The 17,700-nt window shown below is 42.7% G+C and carries 14 protein-coding genes and 1 pseudogene; 3 read left to right on the top strand and 12 right to left on the bottom strand.

All coding sequences use genetic code 11. From position 1 onward, the window contains the following. From N0824_RS17810 to N0824_RS17775, 7 genes and pseudogenes are all read right to left on the bottom strand, one after another. A pseudogene (locus N0824_RS17810) lies at positions 1-420 on the bottom strand (hypothetical protein); the annotation flags it as partial. Positions 421-441: 21 nt separating this feature from the next. Further along, complete coding sequence (locus N0824_RS17805) at positions 442-1,218, bottom strand: DUF2092 domain-containing protein (protein WP_108937719.1); 777 nt, start codon at positions 1,216-1,218, stop codon at positions 442-444. Between the two features lie 33 nt (positions 1,219-1,251). After that, positions 1,252-1,914, bottom strand: a complete 663-nt coding sequence (locus N0824_RS17800) for a potassium channel family protein (protein WP_108937718.1) — start codon at positions 1,912-1,914, stop codon at positions 1,252-1,254. Between the two features lie 233 nt (positions 1,915-2,147). Beyond that, a complete protein-coding gene (locus N0824_RS17795) occupies positions 2,148-2,708 on the bottom strand; it encodes a hypothetical protein (protein ID WP_146184299.1) in 561 nt (186 codons plus the stop codon). 261 nt (positions 2,709-2,969) lie between these two features. Next, positions 2,970-3,647 carry a restriction endonuclease subunit S gene (locus N0824_RS17790; protein ID WP_146184298.1) on the bottom strand — a complete coding sequence of 226 codons (678 nt, stop codon included), beginning with the start codon at positions 3,645-3,647 and terminating at the stop codon, positions 2,970-2,972. A 3-nt stretch (positions 3,648-3,650) separates the two neighbouring features. Beyond that, on the bottom strand, positions 3,651-5,816 hold the full coding sequence (locus N0824_RS17785) for a class I SAM-dependent DNA methyltransferase (RefSeq protein WP_108937715.1): 2,166 nt from the start codon (positions 5,814-5,816) through the stop codon (positions 3,651-3,653). Positions 5,817-6,135: 319 nt separating this feature from the next. Next, a complete protein-coding gene (locus N0824_RS17775; protein ID WP_108937714.1) occupies positions 6,136-7,359 on the bottom strand; it encodes an RNA-guided endonuclease TnpB family protein in 1,224 nt (407 codons plus the stop codon). 572 nt (positions 7,360-7,931) lie between these two features. Here N0824_RS17775 and N0824_RS17765 point away from each other — a divergent pair. Further along, positions 7,932-8,411 (top strand): hypothetical protein, encoded by a 480-nt coding sequence (locus tag N0824_RS17765; RefSeq protein WP_002782775.1) that lies wholly within the window; start codon positions 7,932-7,934, stop codon positions 8,409-8,411. Positions 8,412-8,619: 208 nt separating this feature from the next. Next, complete coding sequence (locus N0824_RS17760; RefSeq protein ID WP_108937713.1) at positions 8,620-10,272, top strand: acetolactate synthase large subunit; 1,653 nt, start codon at positions 8,620-8,622, stop codon at positions 10,270-10,272. 91 nt (positions 10,273-10,363) lie between these two features. Here the strand turns inward: N0824_RS17760 and N0824_RS17755 are convergent, their stop codons facing one another. Further along, positions 10,364-11,611: a DUF4912 domain-containing protein gene (locus N0824_RS17755; RefSeq protein ID WP_108937712.1), complete on the bottom strand. Its 1,248-nt coding sequence runs from the start codon at positions 11,609-11,611 to the stop codon at positions 10,364-10,366. A 403-nt stretch (positions 11,612-12,014) separates the two neighbouring features. Here N0824_RS17755 and N0824_RS17750 point away from each other — a divergent pair, with 403 nt between their 5' ends. Beyond that, positions 12,015-13,352, top strand: coding sequence for a histidine phosphatase family protein (locus N0824_RS17750; protein ID WP_108937711.1), 1,338 nt, complete (start codon positions 12,015-12,017; stop codon positions 13,350-13,352). 213 nt (positions 13,353-13,565) lie between these two features. Here N0824_RS17750 and crtD read toward each other — a convergent pair whose 3' ends face one another. The 4 genes from crtD to N0824_RS21470 all read right to left on the bottom strand — a co-directional run. Then, positions 13,566-15,074, bottom strand: coding sequence for a C-3',4' desaturase CrtD (gene crtD / locus N0824_RS17740; RefSeq protein ID WP_108937710.1), 1,509 nt, complete (start codon positions 15,072-15,074; stop codon positions 13,566-13,568). Positions 15,075-15,259: 185 nt separating this feature from the next. Beyond that, positions 15,260-16,186, bottom strand: a complete 927-nt coding sequence (thrB, locus tag N0824_RS17735; protein WP_108937709.1) for a homoserine kinase — start codon at positions 16,184-16,186, stop codon at positions 15,260-15,262. Between the two features lie 2 nt (positions 16,187-16,188). Beyond that, positions 16,189-16,899: a superoxide dismutase gene (locus N0824_RS17730; RefSeq protein WP_108937708.1), complete on the bottom strand. Its 711-nt coding sequence runs from the start codon at positions 16,897-16,899 to the stop codon at positions 16,189-16,191. 332 nt (positions 16,900-17,231) lie between these two features. Then, on the bottom strand, positions 17,232-17,700 hold a 469-nt coding region (locus tag N0824_RS21470), incomplete at its 5' end, for a PEP-CTERM sorting domain-containing protein (protein ID WP_233256476.1).

Genomic DNA, 17,700 nt, shown 5'->3' with positions numbered 1-17,700 from the left:
TTCGCTGCGTTCCTCCTGCCGTTCCCCCTGTCTTTCCGTGCGTTCCCCTTGACGGTTTTGTTGACTGGTTTGCCGTTCCCCCTGTCTTTCCGTGCGTTCCCCTTGACGGTTTTGTTGACTGGTTTGCCGTTCCCCCTGTCTTTCCGTGCGTTCCCCTTGACGGTTTTGTTGACTGGTTTGCCGTTCACCCTGTCTTCCAGAAAAATCTCTAGAGGGTTGGGAACGATTACTAAAATTCCCTCGGTTTTGCAGATCACTACTGCGGCTAACCCGTGGGGAAGCTCCACCACCGCCACGATTACCACCGCCACCGCCACGACTACCGCCACCGCGAGCGTCCACATAATCCGTTACCAGTAAACTTGTACCCAAGAGGAGGGCGGCAAGAACACATAAGTTTTGACATAAAGATCTTTTCATGGCCCGGACTCCTTGATTTTTTTATGGCTGGGATTGATTATCCCTAGGGGGTAGAAGTTCGATCCCGATCGACTCTGATCCCGGTTGGAAAGTGAAAGTATCGGCGGGTGTACTGGGATTAAAATTCCAGTCGGATAATATTGCCGTGTACTGGGGTGAACCGGGTAGAGTTTTATAGGTGATAATCGCTTTCCTCAGTAGGGGGGTGGCATCCTGCGTGACCCAGATTTGATAATCGCGATCGCTACCGATCAGCAGCAGGTGATACATCTGTTCGCCGTTGACCATGTTGTTGCCGATAAAAATAATTTGTCTGACATCAGCCATTAGATCTGCACAGGGATCGTTGGCTGCTAGATTTGACATGGGAATGCTGATCCCGTACCTTTGCTCTACTTGGTCTAAGGCTTCATCTAGAGTATTCGGTGCCGGTTTCGTAACGTATAGATCCCGTTCCATATCCGCAAGGGTGAAGGTTTTACCATCGTAAAAAAAGCGGGTAACTCGTTCGTCCCCAGTGTAGTCCGAGCGCAGGCGATCGGGTTTCTCTACCCAGATGTTTTGATAGGCACTGTACTGAACTTTCGCCCCGGAGTCGAGTATATCGTCATAGGTGACATCCATATGGACGGTGAACGACCGCTGTTTGGTTAAATTAGCACAGAGTTGCTCGATCACCTGTTCCGCCGTTTTTGGGCGGATTTCCTGGGATAGAGTCGGTATTTCCGCCAAGACTCCTGCGGCAGTGACCCAAGGCAAAAGTAAAGAAAGAATCGGCATGAAGCGAGGCATAATCATCTAATATTCCCCCAAGGCGATGGATTGTTTTGGTTAACGACCATTGTGTAAACTGACTAAACGAGCGATAAAAACGGCGGGATAGAGAACTCCAGTCATTCCTTCTAAATTGGCCAAAACTCTAGCGACTTTACTGGTAGGAACTATATCACCGTAGCCAACCGTGGCCAGGGTAGTAAAGCTGAAATGAAGTAGATCCGCCTGGTTGACGGTTTTAGCGGCGGAGCTAAAGGAATCGGGGTCGAAAATCTGGACGATATTATAAGCGGATGCCCAGAAAAATCCTAAGAGAAAATAGACACAAATTCCCCCTTTGATGATATCGGATGTTACCTGTTCGGCGAGAATTAATTCTCGTAAAATCGAGTACACGCATAAACTAATAAAAGCTAGAGAAATTAATGTACTAGACAGATCGAACCAACTGGTTAAATCCCTATAAATAGGGATAATCCTGCCGAATACTCGCAGGATGAGGGCAATTAGAAACAGACCGATATTACATCTTAAAGCCAATTTACTGCGATCGATCTGATAGACGGCGATGATCAGGGAGAGGGAGAAGAAAAAGAAAACTAGCAAATCTCCCAGGGGTAGATATACTAAAAATGGGTAAATAATGTAGAGCAAGACTAGATTTGCCAGCAGCCGATTGTATTTATTTTCTGTTGCCCGCATCAATTGACGGAATTTCATAGCAGCGAACCTTTAATGGGCTTAAGCATATACCAAATCTAGCTTTGAGGGCTTTTCTCTCTATTCTAACTCTCCTCCTCTGACAGAAGAGGGATAAGTTAGCTCTTAGCGTTCAGATTTTAGCATATAGTACAAGTAACCCGTGTTAAGCTGTCGATCTAACCACAAAGCTCAACAGCTGCAATGGAGCGCGGCATAATTGCCGTCTGGTGCAGCAGATTCTTGGGCATTTACTAGAAACAAATTTCTACATCTTTGTCGTTTGCTATGTCGTCAATGGCTGTGTTTAGGATTTCTTTTAACTGTTTCGCTGTCTTGTCTAACTCATAAATTCCTGCTGTTTCATTGAAAGCGTTGTCCTGTTCTAAAAAGTTGTCCAAGGTAAAAGTTTCTGTTTGGTAAATGCTTTCTGGATTGTGATAGAGCAAGGCAATTTCTTTTTGTTTGGGTTCGGGGAAATTGGGGAAAGGAATTATGTCCCAATATTTTTGAGCTAAACTTCCGCCATTTCCACCAACTGCATACAGGTCAATCAGTCCCTTACTTCTGAGATAATCTAAGCAACACTTTACAAAGATTGCTTTGTTTACGTTGTGTTCTTCCTGCTGAAGAGTAATGCCGTGAATGTTTGTAATTACCCTGTCTTGTTCTTCAATAATTACGATTGATCTTCCTTTTTCAAAACCTTCTGCACCAAATATTAAATCACCCTTTTTAAGGGTCTTTAATGAATTGGGATTGCCTAAATATTCTACTTTATCAACAGTGCCATACTTTGAGAGAAACTTAGACAACATTAGAGTATAGAAATTCTTGTATTTCTTTTTGCTATAAACGCTGTCACCAATGTTTGATACTTGTAAATTTTGCCCACGTGAAAGTGAAAAACCTAATTCATGGATAGTCTGAAAACCTTTTGTATAGTTCTGTATCTGAAAAACAATTTGCTTAAAATGTTCACGATATAAGTTTGTGTCTAAACGACCTGTATTTTCAATTTCATTGATAGTTGGTAATTCAAACTTAAATTCGTTTGATTTTTGATTATTTAAAAGTTATTGTTCAATTTGTTGTAGAATTTTTTCGTGTCGTTCCTTTATTAGTTGTTCCTTGTTAATAATAGCTTGTGTAAGCAACTCAACAAATTTGATTGTTTCATCTGCATTAATGTTTGGCATGGGGATTTTACAATCCAAAAACAAAGTTTTTGCGTGGCGAATGGTTGCTCCTTTGGGAACCATAAAGTCCAACTGCTCACGAAAAATGTTGTGTTTGATAAATGCCAATAGATAAAACTTCTTATCACTTACTGGCAATTTGTATAATGCACCTGAAAGCATAAAGTTTGGATAGTCTTTATCCAAAATCACGATTTCACCAATATTGCTATCTTTAGAAATTATCAAGTCACCTTTTATTAAATTCATTCTGACAAAGCAATTCGGTATTATAGGTAAAGCTGTTTCGCCTGTTATTTCAGGTAAAAACGAATGTTGTTGTAGTGCCTTTGTTCTTAAAAAATAATGTGTTGACTTCCCGATATAATTTAATGAACCAACTTCAACCCCTAAATCTTTTCGCTGTAATGGTCTGCTCAAAAAATCCTTTACATAAAGGAAATTTTCATTAGGCATGACCAAATCCATATACTGCGAAGAAGAAAGCGTAAATTCTTTCTCAACGATATCAGAAAATGAAATTGCTGTTGGTGTTTTAACGTAACTATTGCTCATAACTTACTTAGCCTTGATAAAAATGTCCTGTAATTGTTTTTCTTGGCTCAAACACCATTTCTTGAACTCTCCAATTGTTTCGGTAAATTCTTCATCAAGCAAAGCTCTTCCGTCTTTGTCAATTTCAATCTCAAAGTTGTCGTAATTGATTTTATAGTTAGGTGAGAAGAATTTTACCCGTTTACTTGTCTTTACTTCATAGCCAACTTTTTGAATGTCTTTTGCAAAGATTTGGTAATTCCGCTCTTTCAGTTTTGTCAATTCTTTTTCGTTTGGTTTATAAGCAACAATAATTGAAGTATTTACACCTGTTTCGGCAAACACATTGGCAGGTAAATCAAAAACAGCAACAATTCGCATTTTGTCCATCAACCATTTACGAGCAATTTTATGAGTGTCAATGCTGGCGATAGAGTTAGATAAAACAATTCCCATTCTGCCGTTTTCTTTCAAAATGCGATAAGCATTTTCAAGGAACACTACACCTAAATCTATTTTACTCGCTTGTTTTTCGGCTTTCTTCTTTTTGGCTTGTGACTCTTCTTCGCCTTTGTTGCTATACAAGTGCCAAAGCTCATAGCATTGTATCATTTCCAAATCTTTATCATCTTTTGGCACAAATGCTCTATCTTCACCAAATGGTGGATTGGTGAGGACTACATCAAATTTTTTAAGTTGGTTGTCGTCTGGTCTTTCGTCCCAATTTCCCTTTTGGTTCATTGTTGGCACAAGGTCAACAATATCGCCTTTGTGGTCAAACTTGGAAAGTAAAGAGCCATAACCTGCTTTTGCTTTTATCTTAGCATTTCCGTCTCCGTTCAAAAGCATATTCAAAGTGGCAAGCATTACCATTTGGTCATCAATGTCCATTCCGAAAATGTTGTTGTCGTCCAACTTGCTGTTTGAATTCACATAGGAAACGGAAAGAAAATCGGCAATTCCTACGGTTGGGTCAATTACTGTCTCGCCATTTCTCGGATTGACAATGTTTACCAAAAAGTCAATCAACGGAAGTGGTGTAACGAATTGGGCGTTTTGATCTTTTGAAAATGGTGTGGCAAACTTGTAAAATACCAACTGGTAAAGGTCGGTTTTGTGTGAACGAACGAAAGAATAATCTTGAAACTGATAAACCACTTCAATTAAAACTTTGATATGGTTTTCATTTTTTACGTTCAGCAGATTGTCTTTTAAAATTAGGTAATAACTCCCCGATGCTTCACTTCTTAGAGAGATAATACGTTGGCTAAATTCTTGCAATTGTGTATCTGCAAGGGTTTTGAAATTCTTTTCTTCGTCCGTAATGTAAAAGTCTAAAAAACGCTTTGGCGTTCTTTCGTTTCTTTTTTCATCATAGATTTTGAGCGAAAGAATTTGAATGAGTATTTCAAAACCTTTTTGGTTTACCATGCCAACCTTGTCCATTGTTCGCAAAATGCTACTCATAGCATCATTAATTTGTGTTGAATGAACTCCTGAAATTATATCTAAGTCGGTGATTGCTCTTTTGGAACGGTCAACAGTTTGAGTTTCTGTCCATTCTAAAAGGTCGTCAAAACTTGGTAAATTTAAGTAAGGGTCGGGAAGGTGCAAAGCAAGTTCTTTTGTTTTGCTTTCTTCGCCTTTGGTGTTAAACTCTTCGCTGTATCGTAAAAACTTATTGTTGTGTTTACGGAATAAATAAAGTCTTTCGGTGTCATACAAAACAGCCAAACAAAAAGGCCGGCGACTTTCATTTAGATAGGCTTTGAGTTGTTTGTCCCAAACATCAGCAACATTTTTGTTGTCTTTCTTTTTAAATTCAAGTGCAACAATCAAATGTTCACGAAGCCACTCTAAACTCTCATTGTTCCCGTTTTCGTGGTAGTCTTTGTATTTGTCAAACCAAGTAACATCGTCAAATATTGCTCCGTCAAGTTTGAGCGGTGCAGAAGAGCTGTTGCCTTTCGGAAATTGAACTTCTGTCCCGATATAGTCTTTGACAAAAAGTCCTGACTGCACAATAGAATAAAGGAATTGCCATTTGTAATATTGTTCGTTTCGTTGTCCGTTCTTCTTTTTGAAACTGGTCTTACGTCCAAAAGTCAAATGCTCTGTTAAGAAACAGTCGTATTCTGTTGCCGTTCCGTATTTATTGTCAAACTCGTGTTTCGCTTCTGTAAAAGTCATTTTTACCTGCTTTTATACGGGTATATTTTTTCTGCCTAAATGCGACTGTCCCAGTACCCAGGCTCACGACTACAAGGCATAATCGCCAAAATTAGGCTCTAGTCTTGCTCGATTGTATAGAGAACACCAATGACAGCCTAAGGGTTGGAAACTCCCTAATCCGATCAACTGTATCCTCAATCGCGTTTATGAACACTTGAGCAAACTCAACTGCTTCAGCCTATTTATTCATTGAGGGTCTGAGCATGAAATAGATAGTTAGTAAAAGTATAGTCAAATATAGACAGACTGAATTCCATTTCAGAAATTCCTTTCACTTTTACTTCGAGAGATTAATTCTCCTTGGGTGAACTACGCACCTCTCTATCCCATAGCGGTTAAACGCATTTGGGAATGCTTTTCGTAAAATATTGTAGGAACCCATGACATCAGATTGAATCAGAATCCCCTTATCTGTACGACATAACCCTCGCTTAATTCTTTTTCCTGAAAAAACGGGTTTTTCAGTTATCTGTCCATAAACAGGGAGAGGATCGTCATTCAAAAAATTAGAAGCTGAGGTATAGGATTCTTCTTGAAGAATCACAGAGATTCCTACTAATTGACATTTATAAATAATCCTGTCAATTAATCGAGCATGAGGGATGGTCACAAATTTTTGATTGTTGACTTTTCCTAAGTTCACTTCTTGTTTCCAACCGTCATTTTTCCCAATTACTAAAGTTGTTATCTCTTGGTCAACTAAGAGATTGACTAAATAACGACTAGCCTGATGAAGATAATCATCTACTTTCTGATTACGACAGCGAGTTAAACGGCGAATCCTCTGGGAACTTTGACGATTGCCTTTTAACAGAGATTGTAACTTAGCCCGACGTTGGTTATAAAATTGATTCAGGCTTTTTAACGGTCTGCCATTAATCAACAAAGGGATAAAATCTGGTTGATTTGAAGTTACAGCCATCAAATTATCTATGCCTAAATCTATCGCAGCTATCTTTTCATTAGGAGCTAAGAACTGTTCGGTTTTCTCATAAATTACCTCGATTACATAACAATCACATTTAGGGACTATTCTAACTTCTGCTATGCGCTCTGCTACTCTCGTCGGCAAGGCAATTGAAGTACCTGATAGTTTGACTATTCCTTGCCTAAGACCTACTTTGCTTAGGGCTTGAATCGTGTAAACTAAGAGATTTCTTCCTTTTTTTGGCTCCTTATAGCCGGGGATTTTGGGTTTTCCCAGAAATTTATCGGGGTGACTTTTAAACTCCGATGAAGCGGCAAAAAATGATTTCCAGTTTTTGTCTAATCCTCTCAAAACTTGTTGGGAAACTTTAGCGGGTAAAGCTTGATACTGTTCTGTCTTTTTCATCAGAGAGGCCATCTGATTATAGGTCAAATAGCCATGGCCATAAATGAAGTTTTGTCGGATTAAATAATTGGCTGAGTTGTAAAGATTTTTAGACTGCCAAGATAAATTATCTATCTCAGCCCAAAATCGATGTCTTTTCTTGATAATGTGTCTTTCGGCTACTAACATTATTGTCCGTTGTCTTTTAACTCAGCGTCGGGTTTTGAAGGGTTGTCATCCGTTGTGATAATTGTACCAGAAGGCAATTGATAACCTGTTAAATTTCCTTGTTTCCACCATCTCCAAGCCGTTCGATAACTTATTCCTGCTTTTTTTGCCTAGTCTGATAGTTTTGTCTGTAGATATTACCATGAATGACTATATATGACCATATTTGTATTGAAACTTTACAATACCTAATGGCTAAATCAGCCCTATAATCCCAATCCCTTGCAGAAGTCCCAATCCTAGACAATTGTATCAAACTCTGACAGGAGAAAAACTTGACGACGGCGAGAATAGCTGCCCCCAGTCGTTGGGGACGGTAAGCATCGGAGGCTATTTGGTTGTCTCTTTAGTCTAGCGATCGCTCCGACTTGATACGTTATGATACCAAATTAAATAGAGCATTCATCCGATCGCACTCAAGTGAGGGACTTCTGCTGACACTAAGTTAAAATTATAAAAAGCTCACACTCCCAGAAAGCCATTTATTTTCTAGAATAGAAGATTCCCTAGATTATTTTTGCGGGAGGCAATCGGTGATTCTCAATTTTTCCCTAAGGATTGTAGCGGCCAAAGGCAGACTATTCTGTAAGTTTTCACTCTACAAAACCTATCGGGTGGTCAGTAGCGCCCCCGTCGATGTCCTCTGGCAAAAATTAATTAATGTGGCCGATGTCTCTTGGCATCCTTTGATCGCCAAGGCTGATGTTCCCTTGGGTTTAATCGCTAAACCGGGGTTAATCTATCAAGCTGTCACCCGTCTGACTCCCATTCCTATCCGGGTTTTCGTGGAAAATGTCCGCCCCGGGGAACTCCTCAGCCTCAGAGTTCTCGCTATCCCCGGTATGGAACAGAAAATGACCTACCAAGTAGAATCAACCCTCTGTGGTAGTTATATTTCCTATTCTGTCACCCTGCGCGGTTGGCTGTCCCCCTTTATCTGGTGGTTAAGTCGTCCCTATTTAGCCAAAGTCGCCGCCCAACTGGCCCACGCCGCCGAAGAATTAACGGCCTAAAAAAAATTCCCCCCAATTAATCTATTAAGCGGTCAAGATCTAAGTCACAATGGTATATGGATAGACTTAAACAAAATTTTATTCAGCTACATTGGTACATATAGTCTACTGATATCATCCCGACGAGTTGAGCGCAACAACCTCAATCCGCCGGGATGAACTATCTCTAGAGACTTGACTGATGAAGTAAGCTCTACAGGAGGGAATTATGGGGGAATTAAACACAGCCGAACTTCTAGTTAAATGTCTAGAGAATGAAGGGGTCGAGTATATTTTTGGGCTACCCGGGGAAGAAAACCTCGATGTTTTGGAAGCCCTAAAAAACTCCTCGATCAAATTTATCACCACCCGTCACGAACAGGGTGCCGCTTTTATGGCCGATGTCTATGGGCGCTTGACGGGAAAAGCGGGGGTTTGTCTCTCCACCCTAGGACCGGGGGCGACTAACCTGATGACAGGGGTAGCCGATGCTAACCTCGATGGGGCGCCCTTGGTGGCTATCACTGGCCAGGTGGGAACCGATCGGATGCACATTGAATCTCATCAATATCTCGATCTGGTGGCCATGTTCGCCCCGGTGACGAAATGGAATAAACAAATCGTCCGGCCAGGTATCACCCCGGAAGTGGTACGGAGAGCCTTTAAAACCGCCCAAAGTGAGAAACCGGGAGCAGTTCACATCGATCTTCCCGAAAATATCGCCGCTATGGCTGCCGATGGTCATCCTTTGCCCCTCGATAGTCAGGAAAAAGTTTACGCTTCCTATCGGACTTTGAATATGGCGGCGGCGGTGATTTCTAAAGCGAAAAATCCCTTGATTTTGGCGGGAAATGGGGCAATTCGCGCTAATGCTAGTGAAGCTTTAACGGAATTCGCCACGGCCTTGAATATCCCTGTGGCTAACACTTTTATGGGTAAGGGGGTGATTCCCTATACCCATCCTCTGGCTCTTTGGGCGGTAGGATTACAGCAACGGGATTTGATTAGTTGTGCCTTTGATCGCAGTGATTTAATTATCGCTGTTGGTTACGATTTAATCGAGTATTCCCCGAAAAAATGGAATCCAGAGGGGAAATTACCGATTATTCACATCGGCATGACTCCGGCGGAAATTGACAGCAGTTATGCTCCGGTGGTGGAAGTGGTGGGTGATATCACCGATTCTCTCATCGATATCCTCAAACGGGCTGATCGCCAGAATAAACCAACTCCTGTCACCGCGGGATTAAAGACGGAAATTCGGGCCGATTACGAAACCTATGCCAATGATACGGGTTTTCCGATCAAGCCACAAAAATTGATCTACGATCTGCGTCAGGTGATGGGACCGGAAGATATCGCTATTTGTGACGTGGGCGCTCATAAAATGTGGATGGCGCGTCAGTATCACTCCGATTGTCCTAATACTTGCATTATTTCTAACGGTTTCGCCGCTATGGGTATTGCTATCCCTGGTGCGATCGCCGCTAAGTTAGTTCATCCCGATAAGCGCATTGTGGCGGTGACGGGGGACGGCGGTTTTATGATGAATTGTCAGGAATTGGAGACAGCTTTGCGGGTGGGAACTCCCTTCGTCACTCTTATCTTTAATGATGGCGGTTACGGTTTAATCGAATGGAAGCAGTTTAACCATTTTGGGACTTCTTCTTTTATTAAGTTTGGTAATCCCGATTTTGTTAAATTTGCCGAAAGTATGGGATTAAAAGGCTATCGGGTGGAATCTGCTCAGGATTTGATCCCAATACTAGAGGAGGCTTTCCGGCAAGATGTCCCTGCGGTGATCGATGTTCCCGTCGATTACGGCGAAAATCTGCGTCTTTCCCAAAAATCGGGCGATTTAAGCTGTCAGATTTGGGAATAAAAGCCGTTATCTTCTCAAAAAAAATCCCCTAACTAAATCTCAGTTAGGGGGAAGTAATTGGTTTGGCTTTGGTAACGTTAGAAAACCCAATCTAGAATAACCATTCTAGAACCGCCTCGTCTTTAGTGTTGGTATTGCGAGAGGGGGTTTCCCTGGTGAATTTCATGTGGATAGAACGATTTTGTTCCCCATCGGCGGCTACGGCCATAATCGGATAATCGATTAAACCATCTTGGAAGGACATCTGATAGCGGAAAGTGCCATCGGAATTGAGTTTAATCGGACGACCACCGATAGTTACCGTGGCATCGGGTTCGGTGGCACCATAGACGATTAATTCCGCATCGGCTACTAACCAGAATTTGCGCGGAAGTTGTAGGGTTTCCGAAGCACCCATGCCGATGCCGGAAGCAGTCATGCCGATACCGGAAGCGGTTAGTCCCGATACCGTGGGAACTGCCCACATACCAACCCCAGAGGGGAATACATAAGAACTGATCACTTCCGACATCGGTACGGAACCAGCGACGTGCTGCATGGAACCAAACAAGGAACCAGCCACCCGTAGGGCCTCGATATCGCCGACACTCTCGAAAATTTGGTCATAGATGGGGCTAGTTCCCGTGGTTCCAGCACTGCTGCCGTAGCGTTTGCTGGGGGGAACGAGTTCGTAAACGGTTTTGCCCACCAGTTCTTCTTCCCAGTTAACGGTGACAAAAATATCTTCAATCCAGTCGGAAGGATAGACGGGAGGAATCCGCACTAAAGGAGAACGGGCCAAAACTAACCAACGTCCATCAGCACAACGATAACCGATATCGATAACATAATCTCGATCGCTGACCGGAATCGGTAAATACCATTCCCGGGCCAATTCATCACAGAGATATTCTTGGACACTGTGGGCGCCTTGGCTATTGAGATCGATATCGGTGACATCATAAAGACGCAGGGCTAATTGTTGTCCTCCTTGACGACGTAGATCTTCTTTTGATTCGTTGGGGATATCCCAGTAAGCATAGGCCCACTGAGGATCGCGCGGTAGGAGGGTAATGCGATTTTCACCGTAGCCCCCGGGCAGATCTCCTAAACCATCATCCACTGAACCTAGGATATCTTCGATCGGGTGAGCTTGACCTAATTCAAATTTTGCTGCTTCCACTGGTTTTTCCTCTTTAATAATAGATTTAAAATTGCCGCTTACTCCCATAGCTTGGGTAATTGCCTCGATTAACTGCGTTTTTCGCATCCGACTGTAACGAGAGATGCTGTATTGACTGGCAACTCGTCGCAGTTGCCGCAAGGTCATCTCATCTAAGGGTGGGTATTCTGAATCCATGAGTTGACACTCTCCGATTAGTTACGACGGCAAATGTTTTTGGGCATTTGCAAAAGCAGTGATCTGGATAATCCTTCTAACTACTCATCGATTGCTTTGTGAACGAGAAATCCACTCGATGGGGATCAAGGGAATCGCTTGTTATAAATACCTATTAAACAGCAAGATTCCGATTTTGACCAAGTACATTGTCAGGATTTCTTGACAAAGCCGCCAAACCCTTGATCCCAAAGAGATTGTAATATCAGGAAGTTTTGATATGCTCTGCTGCCTTGAAACTGAGTATAGAACTTTCAGTACAAATGCTCTATACTGATTACTGATTACTGATCACTGATTTGTACTCCGATCCCGATCGCCTGTAATCTGATATTGAGACTTTTAGTTAAGGAGACTGAACCGCTTGGCTACCCGTGTGATTATTGTTCGTCATGGACAAAGCAGTTATAACGCACAGCAGAAAATACAAGGTCGCAGTGATGGCTCGGTTTTGACGGAAAAAGGGCATCTGGACGCGGAAAAAGTGGGAAATGCCCTCAGTCAAATCGATATCGCCGCTTTTTACTGTAGTCCTCTCCAAAGAGCCAAATCTACTGCTGAGGTGATTCAGTCTCGTTTAAATAACTCTCCCGTCATTCAACCCACTTCGCAGTTACTAGAAATCGATCTGCCTATCTGGGAAAATATGGTCAAAGAGGAGGTAAAAGCTCAATACCCCCAAGAATATCGGGATTGGCATCAAAAACCTCACGAATTTAAGATGATACTGCCCGATGGTCAAGAACATTATCCCGTTCTCTCCCTCTATCAACAAGCGCAGGATTTTTGGCGAGAAGTTATTCCCCAACACCAGGGCCAAACTATCCTCATTGTTGCCCATAACGGCATTAATCGCTGTTTAATCCTCAGTGCCATCGGTATTCCAGTTTCCTTATACCATTCCCTGCAACAATCTAACTGTTGCGTTAATGTTCTCAATTTTACGCGTGATTTTGGTGATCCTGTCCAGGTGGAATCCCTCAATCAAACGGCACACTTAGGGATAGCTTTACCCCCACCGCGTCCTCCTTTCCAAGGATCAAGGCTGCTGCTGGTGCGTCACGGAGAAACCCAATGGAATCGGGATAAACGTTTTCAAGGTGTGCGCGATATTCCTCTCAATGATAATGGCAAAGCTCAAGCTGAGAAAGCCGCCGAATTTCTGCGAGAAACGCCGATCAATCACGCTGTCACCAGTCCTTTGTCCCGTCCCAAGGAAACTGCCCAAATTATCCTGCAATATCACCCCAATGTCACCTTAGACACCCAAGTAGATCTGACAGAAATCTGTCACGGACTTTGGGAAGGTAAATTAGAGGAGGAAATTGAAGCAAGTTTCCCCGGGATGTTAGAAGACTGGAAAAATGCCCCGGAAACCGTGCAAATGCCGGAAGGGGAGAATTTACAGGAAGTTTGGGATCGAGCGATCGCTTGTTGGCAGCAAATCGTTAAAACCTATAGTAATAGCGATACTCCTAAAACAATTATGGTGGTAGCTCACGATGCCATTAATAAGGTGATTCTTTGTTATTTATTGGGTTTAAAACCCGCTAATTTCTGGAATATTAAACAGGGAAATGGCGCGGTTAGCGTTATCGATTATCCCAAAGGAGTTGACTCTCAACCTGTCCTACAAGCAATTAATATTACCTCTCATCTAGGATCGGGAATACTCGATCGCACGGCAGCCGGCGCTTTATAACAGTTATCAGTTATCAGTTATCAGTTATCAGTGGGTAAGTTAACAGTTATCAGTTATCAGTTATCAGTTATCAGTGGGTAAGTTAACAGTTATCAGTTATCAGTTATCAGTATTCAGTATTCAGAAGATTGCTTTTATTTATTCTTCCCAATTCATAATTCATAATTCATAATTCATAATTCATAATTCATAATTCATAATTCATAATTCCCGCTAACTAGAAGCTAATAATTTATTCTCAATCTGTCTAACTACGGTTAGTGCCGAATAGCTGACTCCGGCAGTGCCTTCTCCCGGATGGGTGGAATCTCCCACTAACCAAAGATGGGGGATCGGAGTGCGCGTCGCTACGCCAAAAGGGCCAAAAGTGGACAATCTTTGACCAATACCGCCGACAATGCCCTGATTTCGCCCCGTAAACCGTTCAAAAGTGCGAGGTGTAGCTGATTCGATGTGAACGATGTGATCAGGATTAAGATGGAAATAATTACCGAGACGATCGATCGCCTCTTGGCTGTATGCTGCTTTTAATTGCTGATAATTATCTTCTCCTTTTCGCCACCAAAGACTGGTATCGGTGAAGGAAGAAGCAATAATCGTCGCTTTTCTCACTGGTGCGCGGCCATCCCCTTCTTTACTCACGGAAACAAATAAAGAGTTATTTTCGCCGATTATGCCATCGTAATCGTAGAGAAATTGTAAATGGGGGGGACAATCGGGGGGAATAGCAGCGCGATCGACTCCTAAGTAAACCACAAAAGCACCGGATGCGGGGGGAAGTTTTTCGATTCTCCGGTGATAAAGACTGGGAATGGCTTCGCGATCGATTAATTGTGGTAAATTTTGGATCGGGATATTAGCCACAATCTCATCAGCCATTTCTGGATATATTTGACCATTTTTTTGATTTATGACGATAATTCCCGTGGCTTTTCCCTTTTCTGTCAGTATTTTTTCCACTGTGTGGCGCATTTGCAATTTACCGCCGTATTTTTCCAAAGCTGCTACTAGGCGATCGCTTAATACTTGCATACTACCCTGAAGGTGGGATAAACCTTGGGGAGACTGAGAAACTGCTAAAGCGGTGGCGGCATAAAGTAAAGCGGTTTCATCGGCATTAACTTGGGAATAAAGCTTTAACTGGAGATCAAGAAAGGTTTTTAGGCGTTTATCCCTCTCTAAGCCGTATAATCGCAGAGCATCGCCCACAGTCATCAAAGTAAAGGGGAAGGTAATGGCAGTATCTAAACGCAAAGCGGCGATTAATTGCCCTAAATCCCACCAGTTGCGCGGGGGTAAAACTGGATCGCGACTTTGAAAACGCCAACTTGCTTGAAAGAGTTTTTGTAATAATTGCCAAAAAGGTTCGCTGCCCGGAAATTGTTTTTGTCTTTCCTCTTGCCACTTTTGCGGATCGCGCCAGACATTAATCGGAGTGGTTTCCCCCGGCAGAAAAACGGCACAGGCAGGATCGCAGGGGACAGAATCGGGTAAATCTATCCCTAATTCGGCAAAAATGCGCTGATGAATGCCCCCTACCTCTAATCCTGCCACTTGAGTTGCCCCCACGTCAAAGGTAAAACCCCGACGGCAAAAAGTCGAGGCACAACCCCCGGGGACAAGCGCCTGATCATATACTGTGACTTGATAACCTCGACGCGCCAATAATGCCGCCGCCGTTAGTCCGCCAATCCCTGCACCAATAACGGTAATTCGCGTCATTTTCTTAATAATTAGGGTTTGCTGAAAAAGTTTGTTGGTGGGGTTAGGAGTCAGGAGTCAGGAGTCAGGAGTCAGGAGGCAGGAGGCAGCTTTTTTCTCCCCACTTCCCCACTTCCCCACCTCCCCAATTCATAATTCATAATTCATAATTCCCACACCCCACTTCATAATTCATAATTCATAATTTATAATTCATAACAGTTTACTTGGGCCCCTAGGGTATCTAAAGCCAAAATTTTGGCGCTGGAGTTAATCCCCACTTCCTCCCAAGCATTGGTCATCTCTGTGGCTATTTTTTGGGCATTGTCGGGGTTAGTTAAAGCCAATAGGCTCGGACCCGCGCCACTAATTACCATCCCGTAAGCACCCGCGTTAATGGCGGCTTTTTTCACCTTTTCGTAACCCGGGATCAAAGATTGGCGATAGGGTTGATGCAGTTTATCCTCTAGGGCAATTCTCAGCCAATCGCCGTTACCCGTCTCTAATCCCCGCAATAATAAACCCAAGCGGGAAATATTGAAAATTGCCTCCTGACGGCTAATTTTTTCGGGTAAAACCGCCCTAGCTTTTTCCGTAGCCAGTTCAAAATCGGGAATCGCTAGGACGGGAATGAGATTTTTTTGCCAAAATACTTGACAAATAGCCCAATTTGTGCTGTCACCTGCCGATAGCTGACAGTTGCCCCGCAAAGCTGGCACCACATTATCCGGATGACCCTCCAATGCGATCGCTAATGCTTCGATTTCCCCCATAGATAAAGGATTTCCGGCGCATTGATTAGCAGCCACTAACCCACCGATAATAGCAGTGGCAGAACTACCTAAACCTCTAGCCAGAGGAACCCCTAAACCGATCTCGATGGCGATAGGGGGCGGATTCTGTCCTATTTTTTGATAAACTTGCAAAAAAGAAGTGTAGATTAAATTATCAGCACCTTGGCTAACTTTAGCTGATTCATTTCCCTTGACACTAATGCTGACAGGGTTAGCTGTCGTTGCCGGCAGCAGGGTAAAAGTAAACTGATTATATAGGGTTAAGGCCGCTCCGAGACAATCGAAGCCGGGCCCAATATTAGCAGTGGTAGCGGGAACTGTTACCGTAAAAGTTGTCATCGTTAAGCTTTTGCCTGAAGATAGCGGCGATTTACCTCCTCCCAGTTAACCACATTCCACCACTGTTTTAAATACTCAGCCCGTTGATTACGATATTTTAAGTAATAGGCGTGTTCCCAGACATCATTGCCCATAATTGGCTGTAATCCCATCATTAGCGGGCTATCTTGGTTAGCAGTGCTGGTAATTTCTAGTTGTCCTGACTTATTTAACACCAACCATGTCCAACCACTGCCAAAAAGTTTAGTACCAGCTTGGTTGAAAGCGTTTTTAAATTCCTCGAAACTGCCAAATTTAGCGATTATTGCCGCTCCTATTTCTCCTGTTGGTTCGCCACCGCCATCGGGGGACATAATCTGCCAAAACATCGTATGATTAAGATCGCCGCCGCCATTATTGCGGATAGTGGTGCGAAGATCGGCGGGTAAAGAGTCAAGCTTTTTAATTAATTCTACTACTGTTTTTTTCTGCAATTCTGGATATTTTGCCACTGCCAGGTTGAGATTATTAACGTAGGCTGCATGGTGTTTATCGTGATGAAATTGCATCGTTTCCTTATCAATATAAGGTTCTAGAGCATCATAGCTATAGGGTAGGGCAATGAGACTATAGGGACCGGTAGCGGCAAAAGCTGCAGAGTTAAAACCGGCAAGAGTGGCTGTGCCAAGGGTAGCACCTAAAAGATAAAGAAATTGACGGCGATCGAGAGACATATTCTCAGAGCAGATGTTCCGATTATTAATTATCCTATCGATCGGTGCCTTGGCAGAGAAAAGTTTTTAAGTACCTAGGCAAAATTAATTACACATATCTAACCCCGCTCTTGCCTCTTGCCTCTTGCCTCTTGCCTATCTTCACTAGGAAATTAATTTTGCACGACTACTTATTTTTACCTGTCCGCTATAAGATGTCAAATTTTTTGAGTAATTGCTGGGGAATTTTAAAAAAATTGTTTAGTCAAATTAAGAGTTAAATTTGGAAGGTTTCTAGAGCGCGTTTTTCCTCAAGTTGGAATGGTAAACATCCCATCCCCACACTTGTCAATTTATCGTTTTTGTTTGAATTGAGAACCGATGCCCAAAAGTCCTAAACCCAATAATCCTAAAATTGCCGAAGGTTCGGGAACCGGAGTGACATTGATGTTATCAAACTGATGAAACGGGTCTGCCTGAATCCATTGAACAGATACTAAATTAGTGAAGCTAGAATTAAAGGTAAAAGTTTCTAGGGTACTAAGAATTGCATCGGTAGTAAAAGATTGGGTAACGGTGCTAGAATCGGCCTTTGTTCCTGTAAAATTGACAGTCACACTATAACTACCATTGAGGCTAGTTAGTTGAATAGAATTTAAGTCAAATAAGCCTCCGCCATTTTGGGTTAATCTGGTGATTCCACCAGGCGTACCATTGAATAATGCGGTAGAACCAGCGTAACGAGGTTCCTGAGTGCCAAAAACTCCAAAGGGATTAGGAGTAGACAGGTTATCTAGGGTAAAACCGTCTTCGGTATAGGTA

Origin of the sequence: Microcystis sp. 0824 (assembly GCF_003112475.1) — a bacterium.
In the GTDB taxonomy this organism is placed as follows: domain Bacteria; phylum Cyanobacteriota; class Cyanobacteriia; order Cyanobacteriales; family Microcystaceae; genus Microcystis; species Microcystis aeruginosa_C.
Note: the sequence above shows the minus strand (reverse complement) of the source record. Positions and strands in the feature narration are given on the sequence as shown.